The organism is Christensenella sp. MSJ-20, assembly GCF_044357945.1.
GTDB lineage: Bacteria > Bacillota > Clostridia > Christensenellales > QAND01 > QAND01.
The window spans coordinates 1816227-1841990 of the sequence record NZ_CP076563.1; the positions used below are offsets into that span (position 1 = coordinate 1816227).

27 protein-coding genes are annotated in these 25764 nt (G+C 57.9%); 22 read left to right on the plus strand and 5 right to left on the minus strand.

Translation table 11 applies throughout. The features are described 5' to 3' along the window. Positions 1-182: 182 nt before the first annotated feature. From KP626_RS09285 to KP626_RS09330, 10 genes are all read left to right on the plus strand, one after another. The gene (locus tag KP626_RS09285) at positions 183-1097 is read left to right on the plus strand and encodes an ATP-binding cassette domain-containing protein (protein WP_395976982.1); all 915 of its coding nucleotides are present in this window, start codon (positions 183-185) and stop codon (positions 1095-1097) included. Further along, entirely contained in the window at positions 1094-1948 is an 855-nt protein-coding gene (locus KP626_RS09290) for an ABC transporter permease (protein WP_395976984.1), read from the plus strand. The genes KP626_RS09285 and KP626_RS09290 overlap by 4 nt, the downstream gene beginning before the upstream one ends. Before the next feature lie 57 nt (positions 1949-2005). Then, on the plus strand, positions 2006-2536 hold the full coding sequence (locus KP626_RS09295) for a manganese catalase family protein (protein WP_395976986.1): 531 nt from the start codon (positions 2006-2008) through the stop codon (positions 2534-2536). A gap of 197 nt (positions 2537-2733) precedes the next feature. Further along, positions 2734-4149 carry a pyruvate kinase gene (gene pyk, locus KP626_RS09300; protein ID WP_395976987.1) on the plus strand — a complete coding sequence of 472 codons (1416 nt, stop codon included), beginning with the start codon at positions 2734-2736 and terminating at the stop codon, positions 4147-4149. 416 nt (positions 4150-4565) lie between these two features. Continuing rightward, the gene (locus KP626_RS09305) at positions 4566-5066 is read left to right on the plus strand and encodes a pyridoxamine 5'-phosphate oxidase family protein (RefSeq protein ID WP_395976989.1); all 501 of its coding nucleotides are present in this window, start codon (positions 4566-4568) and stop codon (positions 5064-5066) included. A 124-nt stretch (positions 5067-5190) separates the two neighbouring features. Further along, a complete protein-coding gene (locus tag KP626_RS09310) occupies positions 5191-5877 on the plus strand; it encodes a GAP family protein (protein ID WP_395976991.1) in 687 nt (228 codons plus the stop codon). Between the two features lie 192 nt (positions 5878-6069). After that, on the plus strand, positions 6070-6966 hold the full coding sequence (gene galU, locus KP626_RS09315) for a UTP--glucose-1-phosphate uridylyltransferase GalU (RefSeq protein WP_395976993.1): 897 nt from the start codon (positions 6070-6072) through the stop codon (positions 6964-6966). Beyond that, on the plus strand, positions 6963-8246 hold the full coding sequence (locus KP626_RS09320; protein ID WP_395976995.1) for an amidohydrolase: 1284 nt from the start codon (positions 6963-6965) through the stop codon (positions 8244-8246). The genes galU and KP626_RS09320 overlap by 4 nt, the downstream gene beginning before the upstream one ends. Positions 8247-8265: 19 nt before the next feature. After that, positions 8266-9822, plus strand: a complete 1557-nt coding sequence (locus KP626_RS09325; protein ID WP_395976997.1) for a hypothetical protein — start codon at positions 8266-8268, stop codon at positions 9820-9822. 436 nt (positions 9823-10258) lie between these two features. Further along, positions 10259-10495 carry a hypothetical protein gene (locus KP626_RS09330; protein WP_395976999.1) on the plus strand — a complete coding sequence of 79 codons (237 nt, stop codon included), beginning with the start codon at positions 10259-10261 and terminating at the stop codon, positions 10493-10495. 472 nt (positions 10496-10967) lie between these two features. Here KP626_RS09330 and KP626_RS09335 read toward each other — a convergent pair whose 3' ends face one another. Then, positions 10968-11786 (minus strand): peptidoglycan-binding protein, encoded by an 819-nt coding sequence (locus tag KP626_RS09335; protein ID WP_395977001.1) that lies wholly within the window; start codon positions 11784-11786, stop codon positions 10968-10970. A 101-nt stretch (positions 11787-11887) separates the two neighbouring features. Between KP626_RS09335 and KP626_RS09340 the strand changes: the two genes are divergently transcribed. Next, entirely contained in the window at positions 11888-12073 is a 186-nt protein-coding gene (locus tag KP626_RS09340) for a hypothetical protein (protein WP_395977003.1), read from the plus strand. A gap of 39 nt (positions 12074-12112) precedes the next feature. After that, complete coding sequence (locus KP626_RS09345; protein WP_395977005.1) at positions 12113-13888, plus strand: adenine deaminase; 1776 nt, start codon at positions 12113-12115, stop codon at positions 13886-13888. Between the two features lie 178 nt (positions 13889-14066). Here KP626_RS09345 and KP626_RS09350 read toward each other — a convergent pair whose 3' ends face one another. Both KP626_RS09350 and KP626_RS09355 read right to left on the minus strand, forming a co-directional pair. Continuing rightward, positions 14067-14348, minus strand: coding sequence for a spore coat protein (locus KP626_RS09350; protein ID WP_395977007.1), 282 nt, complete (start codon positions 14346-14348; stop codon positions 14067-14069). Positions 14349-14360: 12 nt separating this feature from the next. Beyond that, complete coding sequence (locus KP626_RS09355) at positions 14361-14567, minus strand: hypothetical protein (protein ID WP_395977009.1); 207 nt, start codon at positions 14565-14567, stop codon at positions 14361-14363. A 108-nt stretch (positions 14568-14675) separates the two neighbouring features. On the opposite strand from KP626_RS09355, the gene KP626_RS09360 reads away from it, so the two are divergent. From KP626_RS09360 to KP626_RS09400, 9 genes are all read left to right on the plus strand, one after another. Then, entirely contained in the window at positions 14676-15173 is a 498-nt protein-coding gene (locus KP626_RS09360) for a regulatory protein RecX (protein WP_395979009.1), read from the plus strand. Then, positions 15170-16165, plus strand: coding sequence for a biotin--[acetyl-CoA-carboxylase] ligase (locus KP626_RS09365; RefSeq protein ID WP_395977011.1), 996 nt, complete (start codon positions 15170-15172; stop codon positions 16163-16165). The genes KP626_RS09360 and KP626_RS09365 overlap by 4 nt, the downstream gene beginning before the upstream one ends. Before the next feature lie 130 nt (positions 16166-16295). Then, a complete protein-coding gene (locus KP626_RS09370) occupies positions 16296-17771 on the plus strand; it encodes an NAD(P)H-hydrate dehydratase (protein ID WP_395977013.1) in 1476 nt (491 codons plus the stop codon). Between the two features lie 67 nt (positions 17772-17838). After that, positions 17839-18183: a type II toxin-antitoxin system PemK/MazF family toxin gene (locus KP626_RS09375; protein ID WP_395977015.1), complete on the plus strand. Its 345-nt coding sequence runs from the start codon at positions 17839-17841 to the stop codon at positions 18181-18183. A 67-nt stretch (positions 18184-18250) separates the two neighbouring features. Further along, positions 18251-19096: a YitT family protein gene (locus KP626_RS09380; RefSeq protein ID WP_395977017.1), complete on the plus strand. Its 846-nt coding sequence runs from the start codon at positions 18251-18253 to the stop codon at positions 19094-19096. Next, positions 19089-19541 (plus strand): tRNA (adenosine(37)-N6)-threonylcarbamoyltransferase complex ATPase subunit type 1 TsaE, encoded by a 453-nt coding sequence (gene tsaE / locus KP626_RS09385; protein WP_395977019.1) that lies wholly within the window; start codon positions 19089-19091, stop codon positions 19539-19541. The genes KP626_RS09380 and tsaE overlap by 8 nt, the downstream gene beginning before the upstream one ends. After that, positions 19538-20209, plus strand: a complete 672-nt coding sequence (tsaB, locus tag KP626_RS09390) for a tRNA (adenosine(37)-N6)-threonylcarbamoyltransferase complex dimerization subunit type 1 TsaB (protein WP_395977021.1) — start codon at positions 19538-19540, stop codon at positions 20207-20209. Before tsaE ends, tsaB begins: the two co-directional genes overlap by 4 nt. Beyond that, positions 20199-20678, plus strand: coding sequence for a ribosomal protein S18-alanine N-acetyltransferase (gene rimI, locus KP626_RS09395; protein ID WP_395977023.1), 480 nt, complete (start codon positions 20199-20201; stop codon positions 20676-20678). Before tsaB ends, rimI begins: the two co-directional genes overlap by 11 nt. 119 nt (positions 20679-20797) lie before the next feature. Next, positions 20798-21883 carry a hypothetical protein gene (locus KP626_RS09400; protein ID WP_395977025.1) on the plus strand — a complete coding sequence of 362 codons (1086 nt, stop codon included), beginning with the start codon at positions 20798-20800 and terminating at the stop codon, positions 21881-21883. A 470-nt stretch (positions 21884-22353) separates the two neighbouring features. Here the strand turns inward: KP626_RS09400 and KP626_RS09405 are convergent, their stop codons facing one another. Beyond that, a complete protein-coding gene (locus KP626_RS09405; RefSeq protein WP_395977027.1) occupies positions 22354-23106 on the minus strand; it encodes a HesA/MoeB/ThiF family protein in 753 nt (250 codons plus the stop codon). Positions 23107-23182: 76 nt separating this feature from the next. Continuing rightward, a complete protein-coding gene (locus tag KP626_RS09410) occupies positions 23183-23749 on the minus strand; it encodes a GNAT family N-acetyltransferase (RefSeq protein WP_395977029.1) in 567 nt (188 codons plus the stop codon). 249 nt (positions 23750-23998) lie between these two features. Here KP626_RS09410 and hflX point away from each other — a divergent pair, with 249 nt between their 5' ends. Beyond that, positions 23999-25732 carry a GTPase HflX gene (gene hflX, locus KP626_RS09415; protein WP_395977031.1) on the plus strand — a complete coding sequence of 578 codons (1734 nt, stop codon included), beginning with the start codon at positions 23999-24001 and terminating at the stop codon, positions 25730-25732. Positions 25733-25764: the final 32 nt, after the last annotated feature.

Sequence of the window (25764 nt, forward strand, 5' to 3'; positions counted from 1 at the left end):
GGCACCCACCCCTCTTGCGACCGAAGCCGTCCCGCTGGCTTCGGCACCCGCCCTGTGATCGCGGGATTGCGTCAAAGAAGTTTTTTGCCGGCTCTGTGGAATTTCTACCGCCATTTCACGCAGGGCCTTCTTTTGGTGTGCTATAATCAATCGTTGGTAAATAAAGAAAGGAAAAACAATCCATGAGCCATATGATCGAGGTCAGGGATCTCAAAAAATCCTATGGGGACATCGAGGCGGTAAAGGGCATCAGCTTTTACGTGGAGAAGGGAAAGCTCTTCGCCTTTTTGGGGCCTAACGGCGCGGGGAAGTCCACCACCATCGACATGATCTGCACCTTCCTTCGTCCGGACGCGGGGACCGTTACCGTGGACGGAAAGACCTTGGGCCAGGAGGATGACGCCATCCGAAGCGTCATCGGAGCGGTGTTCCAGGACGGCATGCTGGACGCGCTGCTATCGGTGGGGGAAAACCTCCGCATCCGGGGCGGTTTTTACGGCCTTCGGGGGAAGGAGCTGGAGGCCGCCGTCCAGAGGGCGGCGGAGGTAACCGGGATTGCCGATTTGATGAAACGCCCCTATGGCAAGCTTTCGGGAGGCCAGCGGCGGCGGTGCGATATTGCCCGGGCGCTTATCAACACGCCTCGGGTGCTGTTCCTGGATGAGCCCACCACCGGACTGGATCCCCAGACTCGGAAGAACGTGTGGGAGACCATCCAGACCCTTCAACGGGAGACGGACATGACCATCTTTTTGACCACTCACTATATGGAGGAGGCCGCAGAGGCGGACTATGTCATCGTCATTGACCATGGGGAGATCGCAGCCCGGGGCACCCCGGCGGAGCTCAAGGCCCGGTACGCCAGGGATACCCTCCGCCTGGTATGCAGCGATATGGACGGCGCGAAAGGGGCTCTGGATGGCCTGAACGCCGCCTATACCCAGGCGGCGGACCAGCTCGTTGTTCCGGTGGATTCCACCTTTGACGCGCTGCCGCTCATCGAAGCGGCTCGGCCCTATCTAACGGGATTTGAGGTTCTTATGGGCACCATGGACGATGCCTTTATCGGCATCACCGGAAAGGGGATACGGGAATGATTCGATTTGCCAAACGCAACCTCATGGTGTTCTTCCGGGATAAGAGCGCGGTGTTCTTTTCCCTTTTATCCGCTTTGATCATCGTGGCGCTATACGCTCTGTTTCTGGGCGATACCATGACCCAGGGCTATGAGGCGGTGCCCGAAGTCCGCGCGCTGATGGACAGCTGGATCGTGGCGGGGATTCTTGCCATCACCTCCATCACCACCACTATGGGCGCGTACGGCACCATGGTGGACGACAGGGCGCGGAAGATCGAAAAGGATTTTCACTGCAGTCCCCTTCACAAGAGCAGCATCGCTGGCGGGTACATCCTCAGCGCTTTTCTCATCGGGGTGGTGATGACCCTGGTTGCCCTGGTGCTGGGGGAGGTTTATATCGTGGCCACCGGAGGCCCCTGGTTGAGCTTTGCCGCCACCCTTAAGGTGCTGGGGCTCATCCTTGCCACCTGCTTTATGAATACCGCTATGGTATTCTTTGTGGTATCCTTCTTCCGCAGCCTCAACGCCTTCAGCACCGCCAGCACCATCCTTGGTACCATGATCGGCTTTGTCACCGGCATTTATATGCCGGTGGGCGTGTTACCCGTGGCCATTCAGTACGTGGTGAAGGTGTTTCCAGTAACCCATTCCGCCGTCCTGCTCCGCCAGGTGATGATGGAAGGCCCTCTGGCGACCTCCTTTGCGGGAGCGCCGGCCCAGGCTGTATCGGAATTCAATGAGATGATGGGGATTACCATGCGGTTTGGGGACGCCTCCGTCACCCCATTTGCCAGTCTGTTGGTGATCCTTTTGACGGGGCTGCTTTTCTTCCTCCTGTCCAGCGTGAGGATGTCCCGAAAAAAACGGTAGCGTCACCTTTTCCGTTTCCAATCATACAATGAAGAGGATTGGAACGGAGGTGTCGGTATGGAACAGAACTTTGTGGCCGGTGCGGAGGGCCCCTTTCCCCAGGTAAGGGTTTTGGGCAAGAATCCCTACTACGCGCGGCTGCTCATGGACGATTACGCTGGAAATCATAGCGAGTTGGGCGCCTGCGCCCAATATGTCTATCAGAGCAGCATTCTGGAGGAGGCCGGTGCGAAGCATCAGGAGCTGCTGCTGTCCATCGGGATTCGGGAGATGCTGCATCTGCGTCACCTGGCCCGGGCGATCCGGCAGCTGGGGGGCGATCCCATCTATGCCGGAGGCCGCTCCACCCGCGGGCGGTTCTGGAACAGCGGCTACGTCAACTATGCCAAGGAGCCCTATTGGATGATCGAGGACGACATCCGGGCGGAGCGGGAGGCCATCAAACAGTATCAGGAGCATATGCGGCTCATTGACGATCCGTCGGTACGGGCGCTCTTGGCCCGGATCATCGAGGACGAGGAGGTTCACATCCGTTTGCTGGAGGGTCTGCTTCAGGAACAGGAGGAGCCAAGCCGCGCGATGGAATAATCTTGCGCCCGGAGGCGAAAGGACCGGCTCCTGGCGAATCGGCGCGGACTCCCCGGCGTTTTCCCGGGGAGTCCGCTTTTTGGACAAATTCCTTCCAGGAATACCAAAACGAAACAAAAGGAATGTGGTATTCTAATTTTGAATGTGATATTCTATTGCAGAAGAAAGAATATTAAAAAAACGGTAGGGGATTGCTTATGAAACGCACAAAAATCATCGCTACGCTGGGACCCGCCTGCGACGACATCGAGATCATGGAGCAGTTGGTGCGAAACGGCGTCAACGTGTTCCGGATGAATTTCTCCCATGGCTCCCGAGAGGAGCATGGAGAGCGGATCCGCAAGATCAAGCTCCTTCGTGAAAAGCTGCAGCAGCCCATCGGCATCCTATTGGATACCAAGGGCCCGGAGATCCGTCTTAAGACCTTTGAGGACGATGCCATTACGCTGGCTCCGGGGGACAAGTTTACCCTGACCACCCGGGATGTGGTTGGCACCAAGGACATCGTCAGCGTTACCTATGAGCTGCTGCCCGAGGACGTGGAGGTGGGCAGCACCATCCTCATCGACGATGGATTGGTGGAGCTCCGGGTGGAAGAGATTGACGGCCAGGATATCCATACCGTCTGTGTGGTGGGCGGCGCTATCAGCAATAAGAAGGGGGTCAACGTGCCGGGGGTGGCCATCCGGCTTCCTGCCATTACTGAAACCGACGCGGGGGACATCCTTTTTGGTATTGAGAACGACATCGACTTTGTGGCGGCATCCTTTATCCGCAAGGCGGCCGATGTATACGAGATCCGCAAGCTGCTACGGGACAACGGCGGCGAGGGGATCCAGATCATCAGCAAGATCGAGAACAAAGAGGGCGTGGACAACATCGAGGAGATTATGGACGCGTCGGACGGCATCATGGTGGCCCGGGGCGATTTGGGGGTAGAGGTGCCCATCGCTCGGGTACCCCTTATCCAGAAGGAAATCATCTACATGGGCAAGGCCAAGGGAAAGATCGTCATTACCGCCACCCAGATGTTGGACAGCATGATCCGCAATCCTCGGCCTACTCGGGCGGAGGTCAACGACGTGGCCTCCTCGGTGTACGATGGCTGCGATGCCGTGATGCTGTCGGGGGAGACGGCTGCGGGGAAATATCCCGTGGAGGCCGTAAAGATGATGAATCGGGTATGCCTCAACGCCGAGGCACATCACATGCTGCTGGAGGTGAAAACGGTATACGAGTACGTCCATGAATACTCCCTTACCGACGCCGTGGCCCATGCATGCTGCGATATGGCAAAACAGTTGGAGGCTAAGGCCATCATCACCGCTACCAGCGGCGGCAGCACCGCCCGGATGGTGGCCAAATACCGTCCGGACTGCCAGATCATCGCCAGCACCCAGCATCCATCGGTATACCAGAAGCTCTCCCTTCTGTGGGGGGTGGAGCCGGTGATCAGCGGCGTGTTCCATAACACCGATGAGATGATCGACGCCTCGGTGGAGGCGGCCCGGGCTACCGGCCTTGTGAAGGACGGGGATATCGTGGTGCTGACGGCGGGCATCCCGGCGGGGGTTCCTGGGACCACGAATATGGTGAAGGCCCATGTCATCTGATGAGAAGAACGGAAACGGTTCGATTTAGGCGGCACGGGGAAGAAAGCAAGGTAACCCCACAGGGCGGCATGGCGGTTTGCTATGCCGCCCTGTTTTTTTAAAGCGTTTGGCTTTATCCCTTGCGCGGGGCTTTTGTTCCTGTTTCCGTTCCTTTTCTCTGTTGAAGGGAGGACTAGAACGGAAGACGGGAATCCGCCTATCTTTTGCTGGATGGGAAGATCCTAAGGCTTTGATATCCGCTTTAAAAAGCAAATGTTGTTGAGGGGTTCCTAAGAAACCGGGGAAACACAGGTTGACTTGCGGTATAATTTATGGCATTCTATAAAAAGTAAATTTTCCGCCGGGAAACGCTTGATTTTGCTCCAGTAGGCCGTTGCAGGAGTAAAGATGAGCGTTTTATTTTTTAGGAGGTTGGCATGGTTTTTCGGGAGATGAGAAGAAAAAGACAGGCTTTAACGCAACAGGAATCTGCGGATATTCTATACAGGGGAACATCTGGAGTGCTCGCTTTAGCGGGCGACAATGGATATCCGTATGCTGTTCCGATCAGCTATATGTATGACGGGGAAAAAATCTATTTTCACAGTGCAAAATGCGGACATAAGCTGGACGCGATTGGCAAGAACGCCAACGCATCCTTTTGTGTGATTGATCAGGATTTGGTTGTTCCAGAGGCGTATACCACCTACTTTAGAAGCGTCATTGTCTTTGGACGGATGCGGGTAATCGAAGACGAGGCGGAAATGAGGAAGGCCATAGAAAAACTGTCCATCAAATACGCGCCGGAAGATACCGCTACCAGCCGTGACCGCGCGATTCGCCGAGAGTGGGATTTCCTTTGCATGTTGGAACTGAACATCGACCATATGACGGGAAAAGAAGCAGTAGAGCTTATGAAAGAGAAGCAGCAGGGATAGACAAGGAATATTGGATAGAAAAAGCAACCCGCCGGGGTTTTCTTTTCTTGTGTAGTAGGCCAGCGTTACACAGACGCTGGCCTTTTTTCTTTGTTAGATGATTTGACTGTTAAGGAGATGATATATGATGTGGGTGCTCCTTGGTATATCGATAACAACGAGCTTTTTTGATAGCTTAAACCCCTCCGCCATCGCGCAGCAAATGCTGTTGCAGACCATGGTAAAAAACAAAAGGCATATCTGGTTTTTCATACTTGGAATTGGAATGGCAAACTTTGTGCTGGGCCTTGCAATTTACTACGGTATTGCCGCCTGGGTTTCAGAGCTGCTAACCAAGGTAATTGAAACGCATCAGTGGCAGGCATCTGGTGTGGCGCTGAGCGCTGGTGTCCTATGCTTACTGTTGGGGAGACGGCTCATCGCTAGAACCAAACGCAGTGCGAAAAGAGGCTTAGAAGAAACCGCTAAGAGGAAGAACCCTTCGCAGCTATGCCCCCTATCCCTATTTTTTTTAGGAACGGCTTTTTGTGCCGTAGAGTTAACCAGCGCATTTCCCTATTTTGGCTTTTTGGCAATCCTTACAAGCTATCATCTGACGGTTCCTTCGGTGCTGCTTTTTGTGATGATCTATAACCTAATATATGTATTGCCACTCATTTTGCTTTCTGCCGCATACAACCAATTACAGGATACGGCCTTGATTAAAAGGATAGAAAGCGCTTCAGGCAACGTGGCGGCCTATGTAGTCCCCATGGCAATAACGCTTGCAGGCGCCCTGCTGGTTTATTGCGGGGTGCGTCTGCTCACGTAAATAACGGAAAATAGGGAACAATGGTTCAGATTGCTTGACATAGCGGCCTGTTGACGCGCGGCGGACGCAAAAAGGGGCCTGGTCACGGCGGATCTCTTTTTGCGGAATTTGAACGGCTCTTTTTCCCGGCAGATTTCGCTTTTCCGGCTGGGGCGTGTATAATGGAGAAAACAACCCTCAAGGAGGCAACCCATGAGAATCAAAAAAGCTGTCATTCCCGTGGCCGGCCTAGGCACCCGGTTCTTGCCGGCTACCAAGTCCATGCCCAAGGAAATGCTGCCCATTGTGGACAAGCCCACCATTCAATACATCGTGGAGGAGGCGGTGGCCTCCGGCATTGAGGACATCCTGCTGGTGACGGGCCGCACCAAGAAATCCATTGAGGATCACTTTGACTATTGCCCCGAGCTGGAGATGGAGCTGGCCGAGAAGGACAAGCAGGCGGAGCTGGAATTGGTCCGGAAGATCGCGGATCTGGCCCGGCTGCACTTCATCCGGCAGAAATCCCCCAAGGGATTGGGCCACGCGGTATACTGCGCCCGGAGCTTTGTGGGGAACGAGCCCTTTGCAGTGCTGTTGGGGGATGATGTGGCGGTATGCGAAAGACCGGCGCTCCGTCAGCTGATGGACGTATACGACCAGTACGGCTGTTCCGTTATTGGGGTGAACCCGGTGGAGAAAAGGGATGTAAGCCGCTATGGGGTCATCGCCCCCGATCCCGCCTTTACCCCCCATGATGGCGTTCAGAAGATTGTTGGATTGGTGGAAAAACCCCCGGTGGAGGAGGCGCCCAGCAATCTTGCCATCTTCGGCCGGTATATCATCACCCCCGAGATCTTTCCCATCCTGGAGAATCTGCCCAAGGGCGCAGGCGGGGAGATACAGCTGACCGACGCCCTGAAGGTGCTTCTAAACAGCCAGGGGATGTATGCCATTGATTTTAAGGGCCGGCGGTATGACATTGGCCAGAAGCTGGGCTTTTTGAAGGCCACCGTGGAGTTTGCCCTCCGCCGGGAGGATCTGAAGGACGACTTTGCCGCCTACCTGTTGGACATCGCAAAACGCCTGATGGAGGGAGAAACCCTATGAGGACCATCATCTCGGACGCCACCCTTTTGACCATGGAGGAGGCTACGCCGGTGATCCATGGGAGCATTGGGGTGGAGGACGGTAGGATCGCCTTTCTGGGGGAATATGTCCCGCAGGAGGGGGATAGGGTCATCGACGGGCAGGACCATCTGGTTCTGCCCGGTTTTGTCAATGCCCATGCCCACAGCCCGATGACCCTTTTGCGGGGGGTGGGGGACGACCTGCCCCTCTCCCGATGGCTCCAGGATGCCATCTTTCCCCGTGAGGATCGCATGACCCAGGAGGATTTCTACTGGGGAGCCATGGCCGCCATGGCCGAGATGACCGCCGCCGGTACCGTGGCTTTTTCTGAGATGTACATGGGTGCGGGGGAGATCGCCCGAGCGGCGGATGAGAGCGGCCTGCGCGCCATCGTGGGACGGGGCCTGGCCTGTGGATCGGAGGAACGGGGGGAGATGGGGGAGAAGCTCCGGCTGGCCACCGATTTTTGCGGGGCGTTCCAGGACCATCCCCGAATCGGGTTTTCGGTGGCGCCCCATGCCGAGTATACTTGTAGTCCGGCGTTCCTCGCCGCCTGCGGGGAGCTGGCGCAGGAATGGGGCTGGCTGTTCCACACCCATGCTTCCGAGACGGAATCGGAGCACCGGGAATGCGTTGCCCGCCATGGGATGACGCCGGTGGCCCTTTTGGAGCATCTGGGATGCCTATCCGGCCGGGCGGTGCTGGCTCACTGCGTCCATGTGACGGAGGAGGATATGGGCATCTTGGCTCAAAGGAGGGCGGCGGTGGCCCATTGCCCCGAGAGTAATTTGAAGCTGGGCAGCGGCATGGCCCCGGCGGCAGCCCTTCGCAAGCGGGGCGTTACCGTTTGTATGGGCACCGACGGCGCTGCCAGCAACAACGATTTGGATCTATTGTCCGAGACCCGTACCGCCGCCTTTTTGCAGAAGGGGGTGGAGCGGGACGCCGGGGCCATCAGCGCGTTTGACGCTTTGCGGATGGCGACGGTGGAGGGCCGCCGCGCCCTGGGATTGCCGGGCGGCACCCTTTCCCTAGGGGCGCCGGCCGATCTGATTCTTTTGAACACCAGCGGTTGCCATATGCTGCCTCTGGGGGAGGATCCTTACGCCGCTGTGCTGTACTGCGCGAAATCCTCCGATGTGGCATTGACCATGGTGGATGGCCGGATCCTATATCGAAACGGGGTATTTTATGCCTTGGATGTGGAAAGAATAAGGCGTGAAGTAACCCGGTCCAGAGGGAGGATCCTTTCCCGCTGACCGAGAAAGGAACCGGCCCATGAAACGGCTGCAACATTGGACGCTATCCCTTCTGCTCCTGCTCCTGTTGGGGGGCTGCGGCAGTGGATGGGATGAATACGGAACCGTCTATTCTGGCGGGGATGAAGCCCTCGCCGGGCTTGCCCTTGCCGAGGCCCGGCGGATGCAGAAGGACGGGGTGGAGACCATCACCCTGTCCTTTCTGAGCAAAGAGGGGGAGTCCGTAGGGCTCCCTGCCTATGAGGCCGCCTTTACGCCGGCTCCCTGCCGGCTGTTGATCCGCCTTCCCGGGGTGGAGACCGCCCCCGCTATGGAGGAAAGCCCTGCTCCTGGCGACGCCTTCTATGTGGAGGAAAAGGAGGGGATCACCCTGGTATTTCACCTGACCCAGTCCAAGGGGGTCCGGGTGGTGGAGGAGGAGAACCGCCTTACCTTTGAGATTCAGACCGGGGGCGAGGCCCATTCGGCCTATTATCTGTTCAGCCAGGCTCAGAGCGCCCCCCATGGCGCTTTGACCCCTACCCTATGCGACGATGGCACCCACCGCGGCTGGATTTCCACTCCCTATGCCAGCGAGGCGGAGGCCAGAAAGGGGGCGGCCTCCATCCCCGGCGTTCGGGTGATTCAGCTTTTGCCCCAGCAGCTGCCGGAGTATGCGCCAGATCCCCTGGAGGCGGCGGCAGACCAGGCCATGGCGGGCCTTTCCGGCCGAACACATTTGCTGGCCCTGGGCCGACGTTTGCTGGCCAACTGGGATGGGGGGGAACGTCTGCTGCTGCTCCGGGAGGAGGACGCCACCTTGATCCTTTCGGAAGAGGGGGTGGAGCGCCAGTTGTCCATTGAGGGGATCCAGCCGGAATCCATCCTTTGGGGAGAGTTTTCCCCCGACGGCCAGGGGCTGCTCCTTCTGGTGAGCCGGGGAGAGCCGGTAACCCTGTACTACTATAATCTGAGCAACGGGCGCCTTTTGGATCTATCCCAATCCGGCCTGGGGGAAAACATCCAGGCGGCGGTGTTTTTCAGCGATACGCTCCTTTATACCGTGGGAGACGGTATCTTTTCCTGCCGGCTGGAGGAGCAGCCCCAGATCCAGCAGCTGGCCTATACCATGGTGGATGTGCCCGCTCTAGCCCTCTGGGAGGACCGGGTCTTTTTCTGCGATATGGATGAAAACGGGATCTGCTATCTGATGTCCATCGGCAAGGAGGGAACCAGGAAAAGGCTGATGCCCGCCGAAACCTTTAGCCAGTCCAAAGAGGGGCTGCTCGCCGTCCGGGGGGAGACCCCGGATCGTCCCGCTCTGGTGCTATTGGATCCTGCAAGCGGCCAGGAAACGGTGATCAGCCAGGGAGGGCAGGTGACAAGCGCCCTATTCAGCGGGGACGGAACCATGTTGTACTACATCCTGGTGGAGGAGGACCAGCGCATCCTCTATGGCTACCGGCTATCCACCGGCGCGTCCGTCCGGATGGGGAATCTTCAAAATGGCGTGATCACTCCTATGGGGCAGGACCTGTGCGTTTCCTATGCCCTGCCGGAGGGCACGGTGCTGTACCGATTTCTCCGGCGATACTAGAAAGGACGGCAGCCTTTCCCGGTTTCTGGTTGGCGGGAAGGTGTATGCCGCCATCTGCAAGGGCGACGCGGAAGAGGATGAGCGAGAGATGAAAACGAGCCTCTAGTTAGAGGCTCGTTTTGTGAGGGTTTATTCATCCCAGACGGGAATGTGGTGGCGGTTTCCACAACTGATGCCAAAACATGCCCTTGCCCCATCCCAAGGAAGTTACCCTTTTGCATAGGGATCGGCTTAAGCCAACCATAATTTACGTACATAACGTCTTTAGAAGGCATTATAGCAAAGTATTGAGATAGAATAAGGGCGGCAATGGTGAAAGGATGGGGGGATTGACCGGTGTTCCAAATTCAAAATGAGTTTAGCGGAGCCAATATTCCCCGTACCGTGCGCTTTACTGAAGGGTTGTTTGATCGATTAAACTGTGTGGCGCAACAGAATGGAATTTCTTTTAACCTATTGGTGTTGCAGTGTTGTAAATTTACTCTGGATTCCATGGAACAGCAGGGATTGGAAAAAAGGCTGGGGTAGAGCAAAAGCTGGAGAATTGGAGTTTTATTTTTTGAAAGAGGATGGCGAAGAGCCATCTTCTTTTTTTTTTGCAGAGTGGGAACCGAAGCCGAGTGCCGCCAGTGGCGGAAAAAGGGAGGCGAAGGTTCTTGGCTTTGCGAGGTGAGTGGGAGCGGAAGCGAACCACGAGCCCGCAAAACAAGTGGGCGGCAAGTACGCCGAAGCCGAGCGCATAGGGGGACCGGGCACTGCCCGGCACTCCCCCATGCCCCCACGCGGGGGGACGAGTACGGCTATAAGGAGAAGGTTGGCATTTGTAGGATAGTTGGTTAAGGGCACACCAGCGACCGCGAAGCGGTTGCAACAAGGGTGCAGGCTCAGCCTGCCCCATGACCCCCTCGTGGGGGACGAGTACGGCTATAAGGAGAAGGTTGGCATTTATAGGATAGTTGGTTAAGGGCACACCAGCAACCGCAAAGCGGTTGCAACAGGGGTGCAGGCTCAGCCTGCCCCATAACCCCCTCGCGGAAGGACGGGGGCATGAAGAGGAAACCGGGGTTGGCGCTAGTAAAATGTTGGCTAGAGGAGGAGCGCACGCCAAAGGCGTGCAACGGGGAACCGCCCACTGGGCGGCGGGCTTACTCCTCTTTTTTCGCGGCTATCTGTATGTTGGCATTATGCTCCGCGTCCACGATGCCCAGGCCGTTGGACAGGCTTCCTTGAAAGTATAGGCAGGTGTAGCCCTGCATTCCGCCGCCGACGCCGGTATTTTCCCCGTGGGGCATCCCATAGAGAGAGGCGGCGTAGCGCTGGTCGTCGTACTCCACCACAACCGGCCGTTTGTTGCTGCTTACCTTCCCCGAAAAGATCTTCAGATAGTTCTGGTAGGATTCCCCGTCGGCGGTGACGATGTCCATATGCCCCTGGCCCCCCACGCGGACAGCGGTAAACCGAATGGAGGTGGCTGTATCCACCACCGTAAACTGGGCGTTTTCGGGCAAGACGGCGTTTACCACCGCCCATTCCGTCAGGCTTCCGGCCCGGGGATAGGGGTTGTCCTTGGGCCTTACACCGCCGGATTCCGGAGCTACGGTCTTTCGCTTGGCCAGGCTGGAAAACAGATATTCCATGGTCTCGCTTCCCACCACCCCGGCTCCGTCCGCCATCAGGCTATGGTTGTTTTGAAAGGCGGTTACCGCCTTTTGCGTCATATTCATAAAATAGCCGGTGGGCCGGTAGCTGAGGTACCCCAGATCCCGGAGCCGCTGCTGGATACGCACCGTCCGCTCCCCCCGGTCTCCCAATGCGTTGCCGGTTTTTTCGGGGAACACTTGGTTCAGATCCGGCGTGGGAGCGGGCGTGGGAGTGGGCGTGGGTTCGGCGGCGTACAAGCTGAATCGGGGAACCAGGAGCAGCGTTAGAGCAAGGAAGCCCCCCAGCCAATTTTGTTTCCGCAAAAGATCACCTCGTTTGTAGCAGTGTAGCAAAAATCCAGCTTTACGGCAAGGTTGCTCCCCGGCCCAATGGGGTGTAAACTAGGAAAAAAGAGGTGATGAAGATGGTCTGCGGATGTGAAAAATGCGGCACCCTGATGGTACAGGAACAGAAGGGGATTCAGTGCCGGTGCGTGTGCCCCAACTGCGGAAACCACTGCGATATCTGTATCGGCTTTGAGCGGCCCCTCAGCAAGGGGGAACTGGCTCAGCTTTTGGCCAACCTCCGCGGGGAGAAGGCCGACGCCTGACCATAGCATCATCGGGAACGATTTTTGGAGGAAAACGCCATGCGCATCGACGCCAACTATGACCGCAGCCGCTTGATTCGGGCGGCTATGGGGAAGCTTCCCTGTGATCTTACCATTTTTAACGTACAGATGGTCAACGTCATTACCGGAGAGATATACCCCAGCGAGGTGGATATTCTGGACGGCCATATCGTCCGGGTTCGGGAGGAAGGAGCGGAGGCTCCTTTGCCTGCCGCCGCCCGCTATGATGGGGAGGGAGCCTATCTGCTCCCCGGCTTTATCGACACCCATATGCACGTGGAAAGCACCATGATGACCCCAGAAAACTTTGGCCGGGCGGCCATCCTCTGCGGCACCACCACCGTGCTGGTGGATCCCCATGAGATTGCCAACGTCATGGGGATACCGGGAGTCCGGTACATGGTGGAGAACGCTGCGTTTTCCCCGGTACGGCAGTTGAACCTGGCTCCATCCTGCGTGCCGTCCGTACCGGGGTTGGAGCAATCCGGCGCCGATTTCGGCCCCCAGGAGGTGGGAGAGCTGCTGGATATGCCAGGGGTAGTGGGCATTGCCGAGATGATGGATTTCATCGGGGTTCGGGAGGACACGCCCCGGGTCCATGGCATTTTGGATGAGGGACTGCGCCGGGGGGTGCTGATCCAGGGGCATGCGCCCAAGGTGCTGGATCGGGAGCTTGCCGCCTATATCCTGGGAGGGCCGCGGGATGACCACTCCTCCCGAACCGCCGCCGAGAGCATTGCCAATCTGCGGAATGGGCTGCGGGTCAACGTCCAGTCCAGCTCCCTTTCGGACAGCGGCCTGGGCAAGGTGGTAGAGGGCATCCGTGGCTGCAGGTTTACCGACTTCGTCTCCCTCTGCACCGACGACGTCCATGCTAAGGATCTGTTGGAGACGGGGCACATCAACCGGGTGCTGAAATCCGTCATCGCCCAGGGGATCGACCCCATCACCGCCATTCGCTGGGCTACCTTGAACGGAGCGTTGGACTGCATGCTGGAGGATGTGGGCGCCATTGCCCCGGGATATCTGGCGGATCTCCAGCTGGTGGAGGAGCTGGACGGGCGGAACCCAAAGGCGGTTTTTGTGGGCGGGAAGCTCATGTGCAAGGACGGTGTCCTCACGGCGGACCTGCCCCGGGCGCCCCAAACGGCCTTCCCCAACACCGTACACCTGCCGGAAATTGGCGAGGCTGACCTCCGGCTGGCTGCTCCCGACCCCACCCTTTCCCATGTGCGGGCCACCGTGGTTCCCTGTATGGAGGGCGGCCGGCCCAAGGACACCCCTCTTTATGAGGACCTGCCGGTGACCGAGGGCTATGTGGATATTACCAAGGATCCGGCCCTGTGCTATGTGGCGGTGTTCAACCGGCACGGAAAGGGCGGGCACACCGTGGCGGTATACCGGGATCTGGGGCTCCGCCAGGGAGCCATCGCCGCTACCGTGGGCCACGACAGCCATAACCTGACCATCGCCTACCGGGATCCTCAGGACGCCCTCTGTGCCATTCGGTACCTCAAGCGGGAGGGGGGCGGCATCTGTACCGTTCTGCAGGGCGAGATCCTGGCGGGGCTTCCTTTGCCCATAGCGGGGCTTATGTCCGACCTCCCCTGCCGGGAACTGGTCCGGGATCTAGAACGGCTGGAGGATAGCGTGGAGGTGGTCTGTACCTCTCGCAGCCTAATGATGCGGATTACCATTTTGTCCCTCACCGCTTCCCCCGATCTGCGCCTCAGCGACCTGGGGCTGGTGGATGGCAAGCGCCAGCGGTTTGTTCCGCTGTTTCCGGAGGTCTAGCGGAAAACATAGCGCCTAGGGATGGCTTTAAAAAATAAGAGGGCAGGGCAAACCATTGCGGTTTGCCCTGCCCTCTTATGCCGTGTTGCCATGAAGACAATTTAGGGAAAGCGCCCGTGGGATGGGCGTTTGTTCTCTTACGGGGTGCTTCCCAGAGCGCTTTTCTATTTCTGGGGAATCAGTTGACGGTGGGCTTCATCTGCTGGGCCTTTTGCTTGGCTTGATCCAACTTCTGCTTTTCGGCCTGGTCTACGGGGTAGTATCCCTTGCGGTTCATCAGATCCCACAGCTTATATTGATCGTTGGAGACGTCAGAAAACAGGCTGCCAAGGGTGTTTCGCAGCTTGGGGCAGGCGGCTTCCGAAAGATCCAGCGAATAGAGGCTCATGAGCTGCTTCTGGCTGTTGAGCATGTCCATCATCAGTTCCCGTTCCGAGAGGTTGGCGTTTTTCTGTTCCATGGAAGTTCCTCCTTAGTTGCTGTTCTGCAGATAGGCATTGATGGCGTCAAAACACTGCTGGTGGGTCTGGGTTAGGCGCTCCATGACCTCTTTGGCTTCCTGGTCCTGCAGATAGCCGCAGTAGGTTTTGGCTTTGGCGTGGGCCAGGGCCTGGAAATCCAGAAGCTCCTCCACCATGGAAAGGTCCTTGGTTGTGATCTGTGCTTTTTGACCGTTCATTTGACTCCTCCTTTGATTCGGGCCCTGCCCGTTGTTCTAAGATGAGTTTGAGTCTCCGGGATTTTTTTATACATCCGAACGGGCTGGTGGCGAGAGAGCCGTTCCTTGGTGTATAATGATGCCATGAAGGAACGGAAGGAACAAACGCGGGTCAGCGCCATGGATCGTGCCCTTACCTACCTGGGCTATCGGATGCGGAGCAAAAAGGAGATGGAGGATTATCTGCGTCAGAAGGGCTATGAGGCCGGGGAGATTCAGGAGACCATGGATCGCTTGGCGGATTATGGATATATCGACGATGTGGCCTTTAGCCGAGAGTTTCTTCGAAGCCGGCTGAATCGCGGTCCGGTAGGGCGAAAGAAGCTGGAATACGACCTCCTCAAAAAGGGCGTGGACCGGGAGGCCATCGCCCGGGTGCTGGAGGAATACCATGGCCAGGAGGAGGAAGAACGGTGCCGAGAGCTGGCGGAACGGCTGGCAGCGCAGAAGGGGCGGAACCGGAAGGCCCTGCAATCGGTTCAGCGCACGCTGTTGGCCCGGGGATTCGGCTATGATCTCATCCGCCAGGCACTCGCGGGCCTTGGGGAGGAGGGGGAACGGGATTGAGGGATAAAATCTTGAAGCTGCTGATGCAGAATCCCCATGGATATGTATCGGGGGAGGAGATGGCAAGCCAGTTGGGGGTATCCCGGGCGGCGGTCAACAAGCATGTGGAAAAGCTCAAAGCCATGGGCTGCGAAATTGACTGCAAACGGAACGCGGGATATCGGCTGGCGTCGCTGAGCGATAGCCTGCTGCCCGAGTTTGTGGAGATCTATCGCTTTGATGCGGGAGAGGCTCCCTATACCATTCTCCATTACGATCGGGTGGCCAGCACCAACCAAACCGCCAAAGAGCTGGCGGTAAAAGGCGCCGCCCATGGGACCGTGGTGGTGGCGGAAGTGCAGACGGCGGGGCGGGGCCGCCAGGGCCGGACTTGGACCAGCAACGCGGGGGAAGGGATTTTCTGCTCCTTGATTCTGCGGCCCCCCATTGCGCCTCAGGACGCCCATCTTTTCTCTCTGATGGCAGGGGTGGCGGTGGCGAGAGGGGTATCGGCCCAGGGAATGCTTCCCAACGTGGGCCTTAAATGGCCCAACGATGTGCTGTGCGGACATCGGAAACTCTGCGGCATCCTTTGCGAGCTATCGGCTGATTTAGACGGGGTGGACTACGCTGTCCTGGGCATCGGGATCAACGTGAATCAGCCCACCTTTGGGCAGGAACTTATGGGGGTGGCCACCAGCATGGCTATGGAGACGGGGCGGGTTATCCCCCGTGCCCGGGTTCTGGCCGCGGTGCTGGCGGAGTTTTTTGATCTCTACGCCGAGGCTATGGGAGAAGGAACGCCTGATTTTGCTTCGTTGATGGAGGAATACGCCCAGTGGAGCGTCTGTCTGAACCGGCCGGTGACCGCCATCCAAGGCAAACGACAGCTTCGAGGCGTTTGCGTGGGGTTTGGCCCGGACGGATCCCTCCGGCTGCGGGACGAGGCGGGCACGGTGCATGCCATCCTGGCGGGGGATGTGAGCATCAGAGGGGAAGGGCTCTATGCGTGAAGGAAATGTCGTGGGCGCGGCGCGCGCTGCGGTGCGCTCCATCAAATCGACGGGGCATGCCGGCGTTTCGGCTCAGAGCATTTGCGGTGTGAAGCGGTGCGCCGGAAAGGAATCGTAAGAGGAGGCTTCCATGAAGGACGTATTTACCAGTGGGGACATTAAGGCCATGGACGCCCATGAAATCGCCCTACACAACAACGAGCTGGAATTGATCCGCCGGGCGGGGTCTTTGGTTGCCCAGGCCATCTGCAGCCATGCTTCCCGCCGCCGCGCGGTTTTTTTCTGCGGCAGCGGCAACAATGGAGCCGACGGGGTGGCCGCTGCGGCCACCTTGGCGGAGCTGGGGTGGGAGACCCGGGTTTACGCCGTGAGGCTGGGGCAGGGAGAGGCGATTTCCCGGCTGTATACCCAGTATCGGATGAAGAGCGGGCGGGAGGTGCTTCCCCTGCCTTCCAATGACGGCATCCCGCCCTATGACGTGGTGGTGGATGCTCTTTTGGGTACCGGCGCGCGGTTCGGCCTGGAAGGGGATTATCTTCGAGCGGCCCGGATCATCAACCGATTGGGGGAGTCAGGCCGTGTGGTGGCGGTGGATCTGCCCACTGGGGTTTCTGCCGACACCGGCCGAGCCCATGAGAACGCCGTCCGGGCGGACCTGACCGTGTGTCTGTCGGGGTTCAAGCCCGGGGTGATCCTATACCCTGGAGCGGAATACGCGGGAGAGGTGCTGGCCTATCAGGTGATCCCCTCTCCGCTGCTGCCGTCCCGGCGCCGGTATCTGTTCACCAGATCCGATGTGCATTCCCTCAAACGCTCTCGGAACACCCATAAGGGCGATTACGGGCGGCTGGCCATCCTGGGGGGCAGCATGGAGATGCCGGGCGCCGCCCTTCTTTCCGCTGACGCGGCCCTTCGGTCGGGGGCGGGGACGGTTACCCTTTTATCCGATCCGGAAACCGCTCGCGTGTACGCTCATCGGGTTCGAGAGGCCATGGTGCGCCCGGTAGCGGCGCCCCAGGACATGCCTGCCCTCCTTCAGGGCAAAACCGCCCTTGTGATGGGACCGGGCCTGGGAGATGGCCCCCGGGTATATGAGCTGGTTGCCGAAGGACTATCGGCTGGGATGCCTACCTTGATCGACGCCGACGGGCTCAACGCCCTGGCGCGGGGCGGTCCGGAGATCCTGCTTTCCGCCTCAGGCCCCCTGGTGCTGACCCCTCATCCAAAGGAGCTTTCCCGGCTTTTGGATACGGAACTCAGGACGGTGGTGGAGGATCCGCTGGCCGCTGTGGAGGAGGCGGCGAACCGATTCCGGTGTACCGTGCTGCTCAAGGGGGCGGTTACCCTCATTGCCGGGGCCGAGAGCACCCTGTTCTCCAATCGGGGCTGTGCCGGTATGGCCAAGGGAGGCAGCGGGGATGTGTTGTCCGGGGTGATCGGCGGATTTCTGGCCCATGGCGCCGAGCCCCAATACGCGGCGGCGGCGGGGGCCTATCTTGCCGGGGTGGCGGGTGAGGCTGCCATGGCCCGGTATGGCAGCACGGCCATGACCCCCTACCACACCGTGGAATGCCTCCATAAGGCCTATTTGCCATATGAATCCTGACCTAACGGAAGTCCGGGCGCTTGCATACTATGCTATGTAAGCGCCCTATTTCTGGAGGGTGAAAGGATTGATAAAAAGAGGTGAAATATACCTGGCGGATCTCAGCCCTGTGGTTGGCAGCGAACAGGGGGGAATGCGCCCGGTACTTATCGTACAAAATAATATGGGCAACAAGTATAGTCCAACCGTCATCGCTGCCGCCATTACGTCCAGCCTGGAGAAGAACAAGCTGCCTACCCATATCCGGTTGTCCGATACCGAGCTGGGACGGGAATCCATCATTCTAATGGAGCAGATCCGTACCATAGACAAAAGCCGGCTGGTAAAGTATATGGGATCGGTTGGAGAGGACATAATGGAGCAGGTGGACGGGGCACTGAAGATAAGCCTGGGGTTTAAGGAACGGCCTTAGCATGCTATAATATACCAGCCGTAGGACGGATTTACAAAAGACCCCATGTGGATAAGGAGAGGTGGCTATGACCAAGGGAATGGCACTGTGGAAGAAGATGATTTTGATTACCGCCGGCGTGTTTATCATGGCGTTTTCCTTGAACCTATTCCTGGTTCCCAATAAGATCGCGCCTGGAGGGGTCAGCGGTCTTGCCACCGTTCTCCATTACATAACGGGGGTGCCCACCGGCGCCGCCATTTTACTGATGAATCTACCCTTGTTCCTGCTGGCGATCAAGAAATTTGGTAAGGAGTTTGCCTTTATCGCCCTTTACGCCTCGGTGGTTACCTCCCTGGCGGTAGACTACATTCCCCTGCCGGTGATAACGGATGACCCCATGCTGGCCAGCGTATTCGGCGGCGTGGTGATGGGCGTGGGCCTGGGGATCATCGAGCGGAGCGGCGGCAACACCGGAGGAACCTACCTGGCGGCCAAGCTCCTTCAGGGGCTATTCCCCTTTATCTCGGTGGCATGGGTGATGTTTGCCATCGACTTTGTGGTGGTGGCGCTGTCCGCCGTTTTGTTCTCCCTGGAGCTGGGGCTGTTTTCTCTGGTGGCCCTGTTTATCAGCACCAAGGTGATGGATATGATCATGGAGGGATTGAGCCGGGCCCGGATGGTGTACATCATCACCGATCACTGGGAGCAGATCAGCGAGAAGATCATGGCGGATATGGAGCGGGGCGTTACGCGCATGGCGGCCACCGGGGTGTACACCGGAGAGCCCAAGGGGATGCTTCTGTGCGTATTGGAGAGCAACAAGGAGCTGTCTCAGCTGAAGGACATCATCCGCGAGATCGATTCCGCTGCCTTTGTTATCGTCAATCCCGCCAGCGAGGTGATGGGGGAGGGCTTTAAAAGCCATGCATAGGGAGGAGCTGTTCTCCGGATTTGCGGCGGAGACCCAATCGGAGGAGGAGACTACGGCCCTGGGCCGGGCTTTGGCCGGTTGCTTAAAAAAGGGGGACAGGCTCCTCCTGTATGGGGAGCCCGGCGCGGGGAAAACCGCTCTGACCCGGGGTATCTGCCAGGGGTTGGGCTACGACGATTATGTAACCAGTCCCACCTTTGCCATCGTCAATCAATACCCGGCGCGGATTCCGGTCTACCATTTTGATCTCTACCGGATTTCTCCCGAGGATCTCTACGATATTGGCGTGGAGGAGTACCTGGGAGGGGACGGGATCTGCATTGTGGAATGGCCGGATGGCGCGGAGGATATCCTGGGGGAGCCCAGCATAAGGATAGGGATAGAAAAGGCGGGGGAGTGCCTCCGCCGCGTCAGCATCCTAGGGGGAAAGGGGGAAGGACGTTGAAAATACTGGCTTTGGACGCATCGGCCAAGAGCTGTGCCGCCGCCCTCTATGAGGAGAAGCTGTTGGGTGAGATGTACCTGGACCTGGGGTTGACCCATTCCGAAAAGCTCCTTCCCATGATCGACGCCCTGTTAGAGGTGACGGATACCGAGAAAGCCTCCCTTTCCGCCCTGGCGGTAACGGCGGGCCCTGGCAGCTTTACCGGGCTTCGGATCGGCATGGCCACCGCCCAGGGCCTTTGCCGCGCGCTGTCCATTCCCATCGCTCCGGTGCCCACCCTCTTGGCGCTTAAGGAGGGGGGATCGGGGTTCCCAGGGGTGGTCTGCCCCATGATGGACGCCCGTCGGGGGGAAGTCTATACCGCGCTTTATCGGGGGGAGGAGGCGCTTTTGCCGGGCGGGCCCCGGCCCTTGACGGAGCTGTTATCCGCCGCAGAAATCTTATCTTCCCCCGTGTTTTTCCTGGGGGATGGGGCTGCGGTACACCGGGAGGCCATTGCAAGCGCTCTGGGGGATCGGGCGGTTTTTGCGGCGGCGGAACGAAATCTCCTTCGGGCTTCCTGGGTGGCGGTGGCAGCGGTAAAGCAGGGCCGTTTTGTTCCCGAGGCCCAGGCTTCCATCGACTATATGCGGGTATCCCAGGCGGAGCGGCTGCGCCATGGAACCTGAGCTGATTGTCCGTCCTCTGGGGGAGGAGGATGTGGATGCGGCGGCTACCATTGAAACGTTATGCTTTACCGATCCCTGGAGCCGGGACAGCCTGTATCGGGACATTACCGATAATCCCGCGGCCCTATACCTGGGGGCATATGTAGAGGGAAAGATGATCGGTTTTGGAGGCGTTTGGTGCGTTTTGGACGAATCCTTTATCAGTACCATCTGCATCGTGCCATCGGCCCGGCGAATGGGGGCAGGCAGTTTTTTGCTGGAGAGCCTGATGCATGCAGCCCGGGCCATGGGCGCTCGGGATATGACCTTGGAGGTGCGGGTAAGCAACGCTGTCGCTCAAAGGATGTACCAGAACCATGGTTTTACCTCGGTGGGCCTACGAAAGAAATACTATTCCGATAACGGGGAAGACGCCTATATCATGTGGTGCCGCTTGGAGGATTGTCCCCGGGAGGAAAACCCGGTATAATAGGAAAACCCGGAGATGAATTTTTTGCATCCTTTGGGAACGGGTTGTATCGAGGAAAAACTATGCTATGATGATAGAACATCCATTTTTTACAAATTGGGGCAAGGGAGGTGCGCAGGATGAAATGGCGTTGGAACAGAAAAGCTGAGGAATCCCAGGCTATAGATGGGGAGGCTGTAACCGCTTCAGAATCGCTGGCAAACCATCAAAATTGCTCCGAAATGGCTGGGGTGGACGGGGAGGAAGCTCCATCTTGCGCCTCTGAGCCCATGGATGATTCCGTCCCTGAGGAGACTTTGGAAGCTGCCGAAGAATCGGAATGCGACGAGCTGGATTTGCTGCTATCCGGCCCGGAGGAGCCGGAAGAGGAGGAATCCCAGGAGGAGATCCTCGCACGCCGCCAGCGCGCGTATAGCGCGGTGGCCTATTTTGGCCCAATTGGGGCGGTGGTTGCGCTGGTATACGGGGTGAAGAACCGATTGGTGCGGTTTCATGGCCTCCAGAGCATGGCTCTATGGATCCTAGTGATCGCGGCCGCTATTTTGGCGGGGGGCACCAATCTTTTTGTGCTGATGACCAACCTCATTACTCCCATAGAGCAGTTGTTGCTGGGAACGGCCATCTATCTTGTTTTTATGGCCATCTTTGTAGCCCTCACCTACTGCGTGTTGGGCGCCATTACCGAGGTACCCAGTTGCCTGCCGTTGATCGGCGCTCCGCTGCTGGCCCTATCCGGCCTGGAGCAGGAGGATTCTATGGAGGGGGACGCCGGTACCCCACAGGATCTGGATGTGCCCTACTTTACTGGGGAAGGGGAGTCCCGGCCTAAGAGGGGCGGCATAGCGGCATTCTTTGGCAAGCTGCACAGGAAACCCGCATCCCAAGATACCGCTCCAGAGGATATGGAAGGGGCGATATCCCCCAAAGAGGAGAATACGAATTCCCTTTTTGCTGAGGAGCCCCAGGAGCCTCATGTGGAGAAGGAGGATTTCCTGCTGCCGCCTAAGCCTGCGGTGAAGGGGCCAGAGGAGCCCGCAGAAGGGCCTGAGGGGGCTGTTGCCCCATCGGAGGAGGTCCTAGGGGAGACGGATTTGGAACCCACTGCAAGCGATGTGGATGCGGAGGTTTTGGAGGAGCAGCCGATGGATCCGATCATCTTGGAAGAGGGACAGGAGGAATCTCCAGAGCGGCAGACGGACGCTTAGAGCGCCGGTTGCATTCTATGCGTGAAAAGGGAGCGCGGAATCCGCGCTCCCTTTTTTGATTTGAATTATACTAAATATCAATAAATCATAACAAGTTGATTAGAAAGATCAAGCCCAGGCGCTTTTTTACAAAAATCGCGCCAAATGGAAAAAAACGCGCTCTTTTGGGGATAAAAACCTGACAACTTTTGTCGAATCATGGGTTCAAATGTAAAAACGCTGGCGAATCCCTGTTTTTATGTGATAGTATCTTGACACCAAGGGAGTTTTGTCGAATAACTGAAGGAGGTGCCAGGATTGTCAAAGGAGATATCCAATCAAAAAAGCCGGTATGATCGCGTTTTTGTGGGGCTAGACCCACGGATCAGTTGGATAAAAGCCGTATATTATCCCGATCATGTGTTGGTAAACGTGAATCACCAAACCTTCAAGGACGATAGTCCCACTTCATCCGGAAGCGTAAAGTCCAGCTAATCCACAATTTCTGAAGGAGCCTGGCCACAGACGGGGCAGTGGGGATCCCGCTTTACCTCGATCTGCGTGCTGGTAAGCCCCGCGAATTGGAAAAACGTTAGCTTTCCTACGGGGACGGACTGTCCCAAGAGCATGCGAATCCCAACGATGGCCTCCATGGCGCCCACCGCTCCAGCAGTGCCGCCCAGAACCGGGATGGGATCGGATGCTCTTTTTGTTTTCTCGGGGTAGACGCAGCGATAGCAGGGGCTTTTCCCTGGGAGAATGGGAAGGATGTAGCCCTCCAGTCCCCGGACGCCCCCCTCCACCAATGGAATGCCCAGGCGTACGGCCCAGCGGTTGATGAGATAGCGGGTGTCGTCGTTGTCCACGCAGTCCACAATAAGGTCATAGCCTGTCAGGATTTCCTGGGCGTTGTTTTCATCCAGGTAGACCTGCATGGGATGAAAGCGGATGGAAGCGTCCAGCTTTTGCAGCTTTTCCACCGCGGATTCCACTTTGGGGCGCTGGAGATCCGCCTCCGTATGGAGAATCTGCCGGTTTAGGTTGGATAAGGAGACCACATCGGTGTCCACAATGCCGATTTCACCCACGCCGGCCACCGTCAGGTAATAGAGGGCAGGAGAGCCCAAGCCGCCGGACCCTACCACCAGTACCTTGGCGTTTTTCAGGATTTCCTGGCCTTCCTCTCCAATGCCCGGCATGACGATCTGCCGCATAAACCGTTCCCGTTCCTGTTCCGTCAACATATCAATCCCCTCCGGCCATTATTTTAATCGCATTTTTTCCGTTGTGCAATTATTGCCTAAGCCTTCTTCCATGGCGTTAGGAATCGGAATCGCCGAGCGCCGCTGTTTCATGGGATAATGCACATTCCAGTTGGCGGTCAAAGGGTTCCGCTTCAACGTGCTGCGGATGAAGGAACTGGGCGTCCACACACCCCATTTTTTGATAAAACCGCTGGCTTTCTACGGCTGAATGAGCGGAGATATACAGCTTTTTTGCGCCTTTGTTCCTAGCCCATTCCTTGGCGGCGCTGAAGAGGGCGGTTCCGATTCCCGTACCCCGCATGTCTTGGGACACATGGATGCTGGAAAGATCCAGATAGCGGTGTTCGCCTCCGAATAAGTGAGGCTCTACCGAGACAAAGCCCTTTAAAACGCCACGAGCAAAGGCGGCGTAGACCAGGCCGCCCGTATCCGCCGTGTTTTTTAGGCAGGAGACCAGAAAGTTAAAATCGGCTTCGCTCCAATCGTCAAGAAACGGAGCCTCCTCGATGACCCATTTGTCCTTTCTTCTACGCCAGCATTTGGTTACCACCTGGCGGCGAATGAAGCCTTGGAACAGCTCTGGGCGGATCTCCGCGGCCGTTAGCGTTCGATATTGCACCATGTGAGGCCCTCCCCATTCTCCTGTATTTGCCTATAACGCTCATATTTTACGCCAGGAGAGAAGGGAAGTCTATGGCTGTGGACAAAATGAGCTCTTGGGGTTGGAAAGCCTGAAAAAAGAATCCGTTACTTTCTATATAGGAAGGCGGTATAATATAAAAAGGACAACCCATCGATCCTTTTTCCTGATAGGGAGAAAGGGGATGGGAACGCAAATACGGGGGAGAAGCCCCAAACTGGAGGAACCGGATTGCCAAGAATCAATGGAAACACCCGCGGGATTTCCAATATCCTGCTAGGGGAAATCGACGCGTTGAACGGCTACCGTATGGGGAAGGATCAGTTTTTCAGCCGCGAGATGGCGGAGGAGATGGCCCGGCTGACCGCCGCAACTGGGCGGGAGATCAGCGTTTTGATCGAGCGCAACGGCAGCGTCTGCGATGTAAGCGTGGGACACTTCAACCGGGTCAGCATGCCGGAGCTGACCACCCGGCGCAACACCGATCGGCTGTGCGGGATCCGGTGCATCCACAGCCACCCCAATGGAAACGGCATGTTGTCCAATGTGGACATCGGCACCCTCATCCAGGCCAAGTTTGACGCCATGGCCGCCATCGGTGTGGTGAATGGCAGGGCGGAGCATCTCTTTGCGGCCTATTTGACGTCTGAAGACACGGCCAAGGTGATTGGGCCGGTGCCGCCCGCTCTGTTTGGACACAAGAGCCTGATGGACGAGATTGCTGTGGCCGACCGGATCATCGGCCGGTTTGAGGCCTATGTGGCCAAGGAAAAGAACGAGAATGCGGTGCTGGTGGGGATCGATCAGCGGGGCATGGAGGAGCTGGCGGAGCTGACCCGGACGGCGGGGGGTGTGCCCGTTCATGCTACGGTGCAGTCCCGGCCCAGCCCAGATAACGCCTATTACGTTGGCCGGGGCAAGGCAGAGGAATTGGCGCTTTTGCGGGGGGAGACCAACGCGGACCTGTATATCTTCAACGATGAATTGAGTCCCATCCAGGCCCGGAATCTGGAGGCGCTCATCGGCGCCAAAGTGATCGACAGGACGGGACTGATCCTGGACATCTTTGCCCAGCGGGCCAAATCCCGCGAGGGGAAGCTTCAGGTGGAGCTGGCTCAGTTAAAGTATCTGTTGCCCCGACTTTCAGGGACGGGAGCCAGCATGAGCCGTTTGGGCGGCGGCATTGGCACCCGCGGTCCCGGCGAGACCAAGCTGGAGGTGGATCGCCGCCGCATCCGCCGCCGCATCTATGAGCTGGAGCAGGAGATTCAGACCTTGGACCGGCAGCGGTCGGTACAGAAGGGACGCCGGGAACGGAGCGGGATTCCCACCCTGGCCCTAGTGGGCTATACCAACGCCGGCAAAAGCACCCTGTTAAACGCCCTTTGTGAGGAGGATACCTTGGCGGAGGATAAGCTGTTTGCCACCTTGGATCCCTTGACCCGGCGCACCCGCCTGCTGGATACCGAGTGCCTTATCACCGATACCGTGGGTTTTGTCCAAAAGTTGCCCCATGAGCTGGTGGACGCCTTCCGCTCCACCTTAGAGGAGGCGGTAGGGGCGGATCTGATCGTCCATGTGGTGGATGCCTCCAGCCCGGACTGGCGGAACCAGATGCAGGTGGTGGACGGGGTGCTGCATGAGCTGGGAGCTGGAACGCTGCCGCGGATTATCGCGTTGAACAAGGCCGATCTGCCCATGGCTGACGGCATTGGCGGAGGAATCCGCATCAGCGCCAAGACCGGCTGGGGCTTGGATCGGCTGAAAGAGGCCATCATAGGGGAGATCCACCGGCAGCGGGTGAGGGTTACCCTTACCATCCCCTATCAAAAGGGCGGGCTGCTGAGCCGTATCCGGGCAAACGGTACGGTGCTGTCCGAAGAGTATGCTGAAGCAGGCACGGTGGTGACGGCCATCCTGTCCCAGGAATATGCCAGCCGCGTCCAGGCGGAGCTGGACGGGTAGGCGGGATAGCCTTTGGTTCCAAAGAAAAAGAG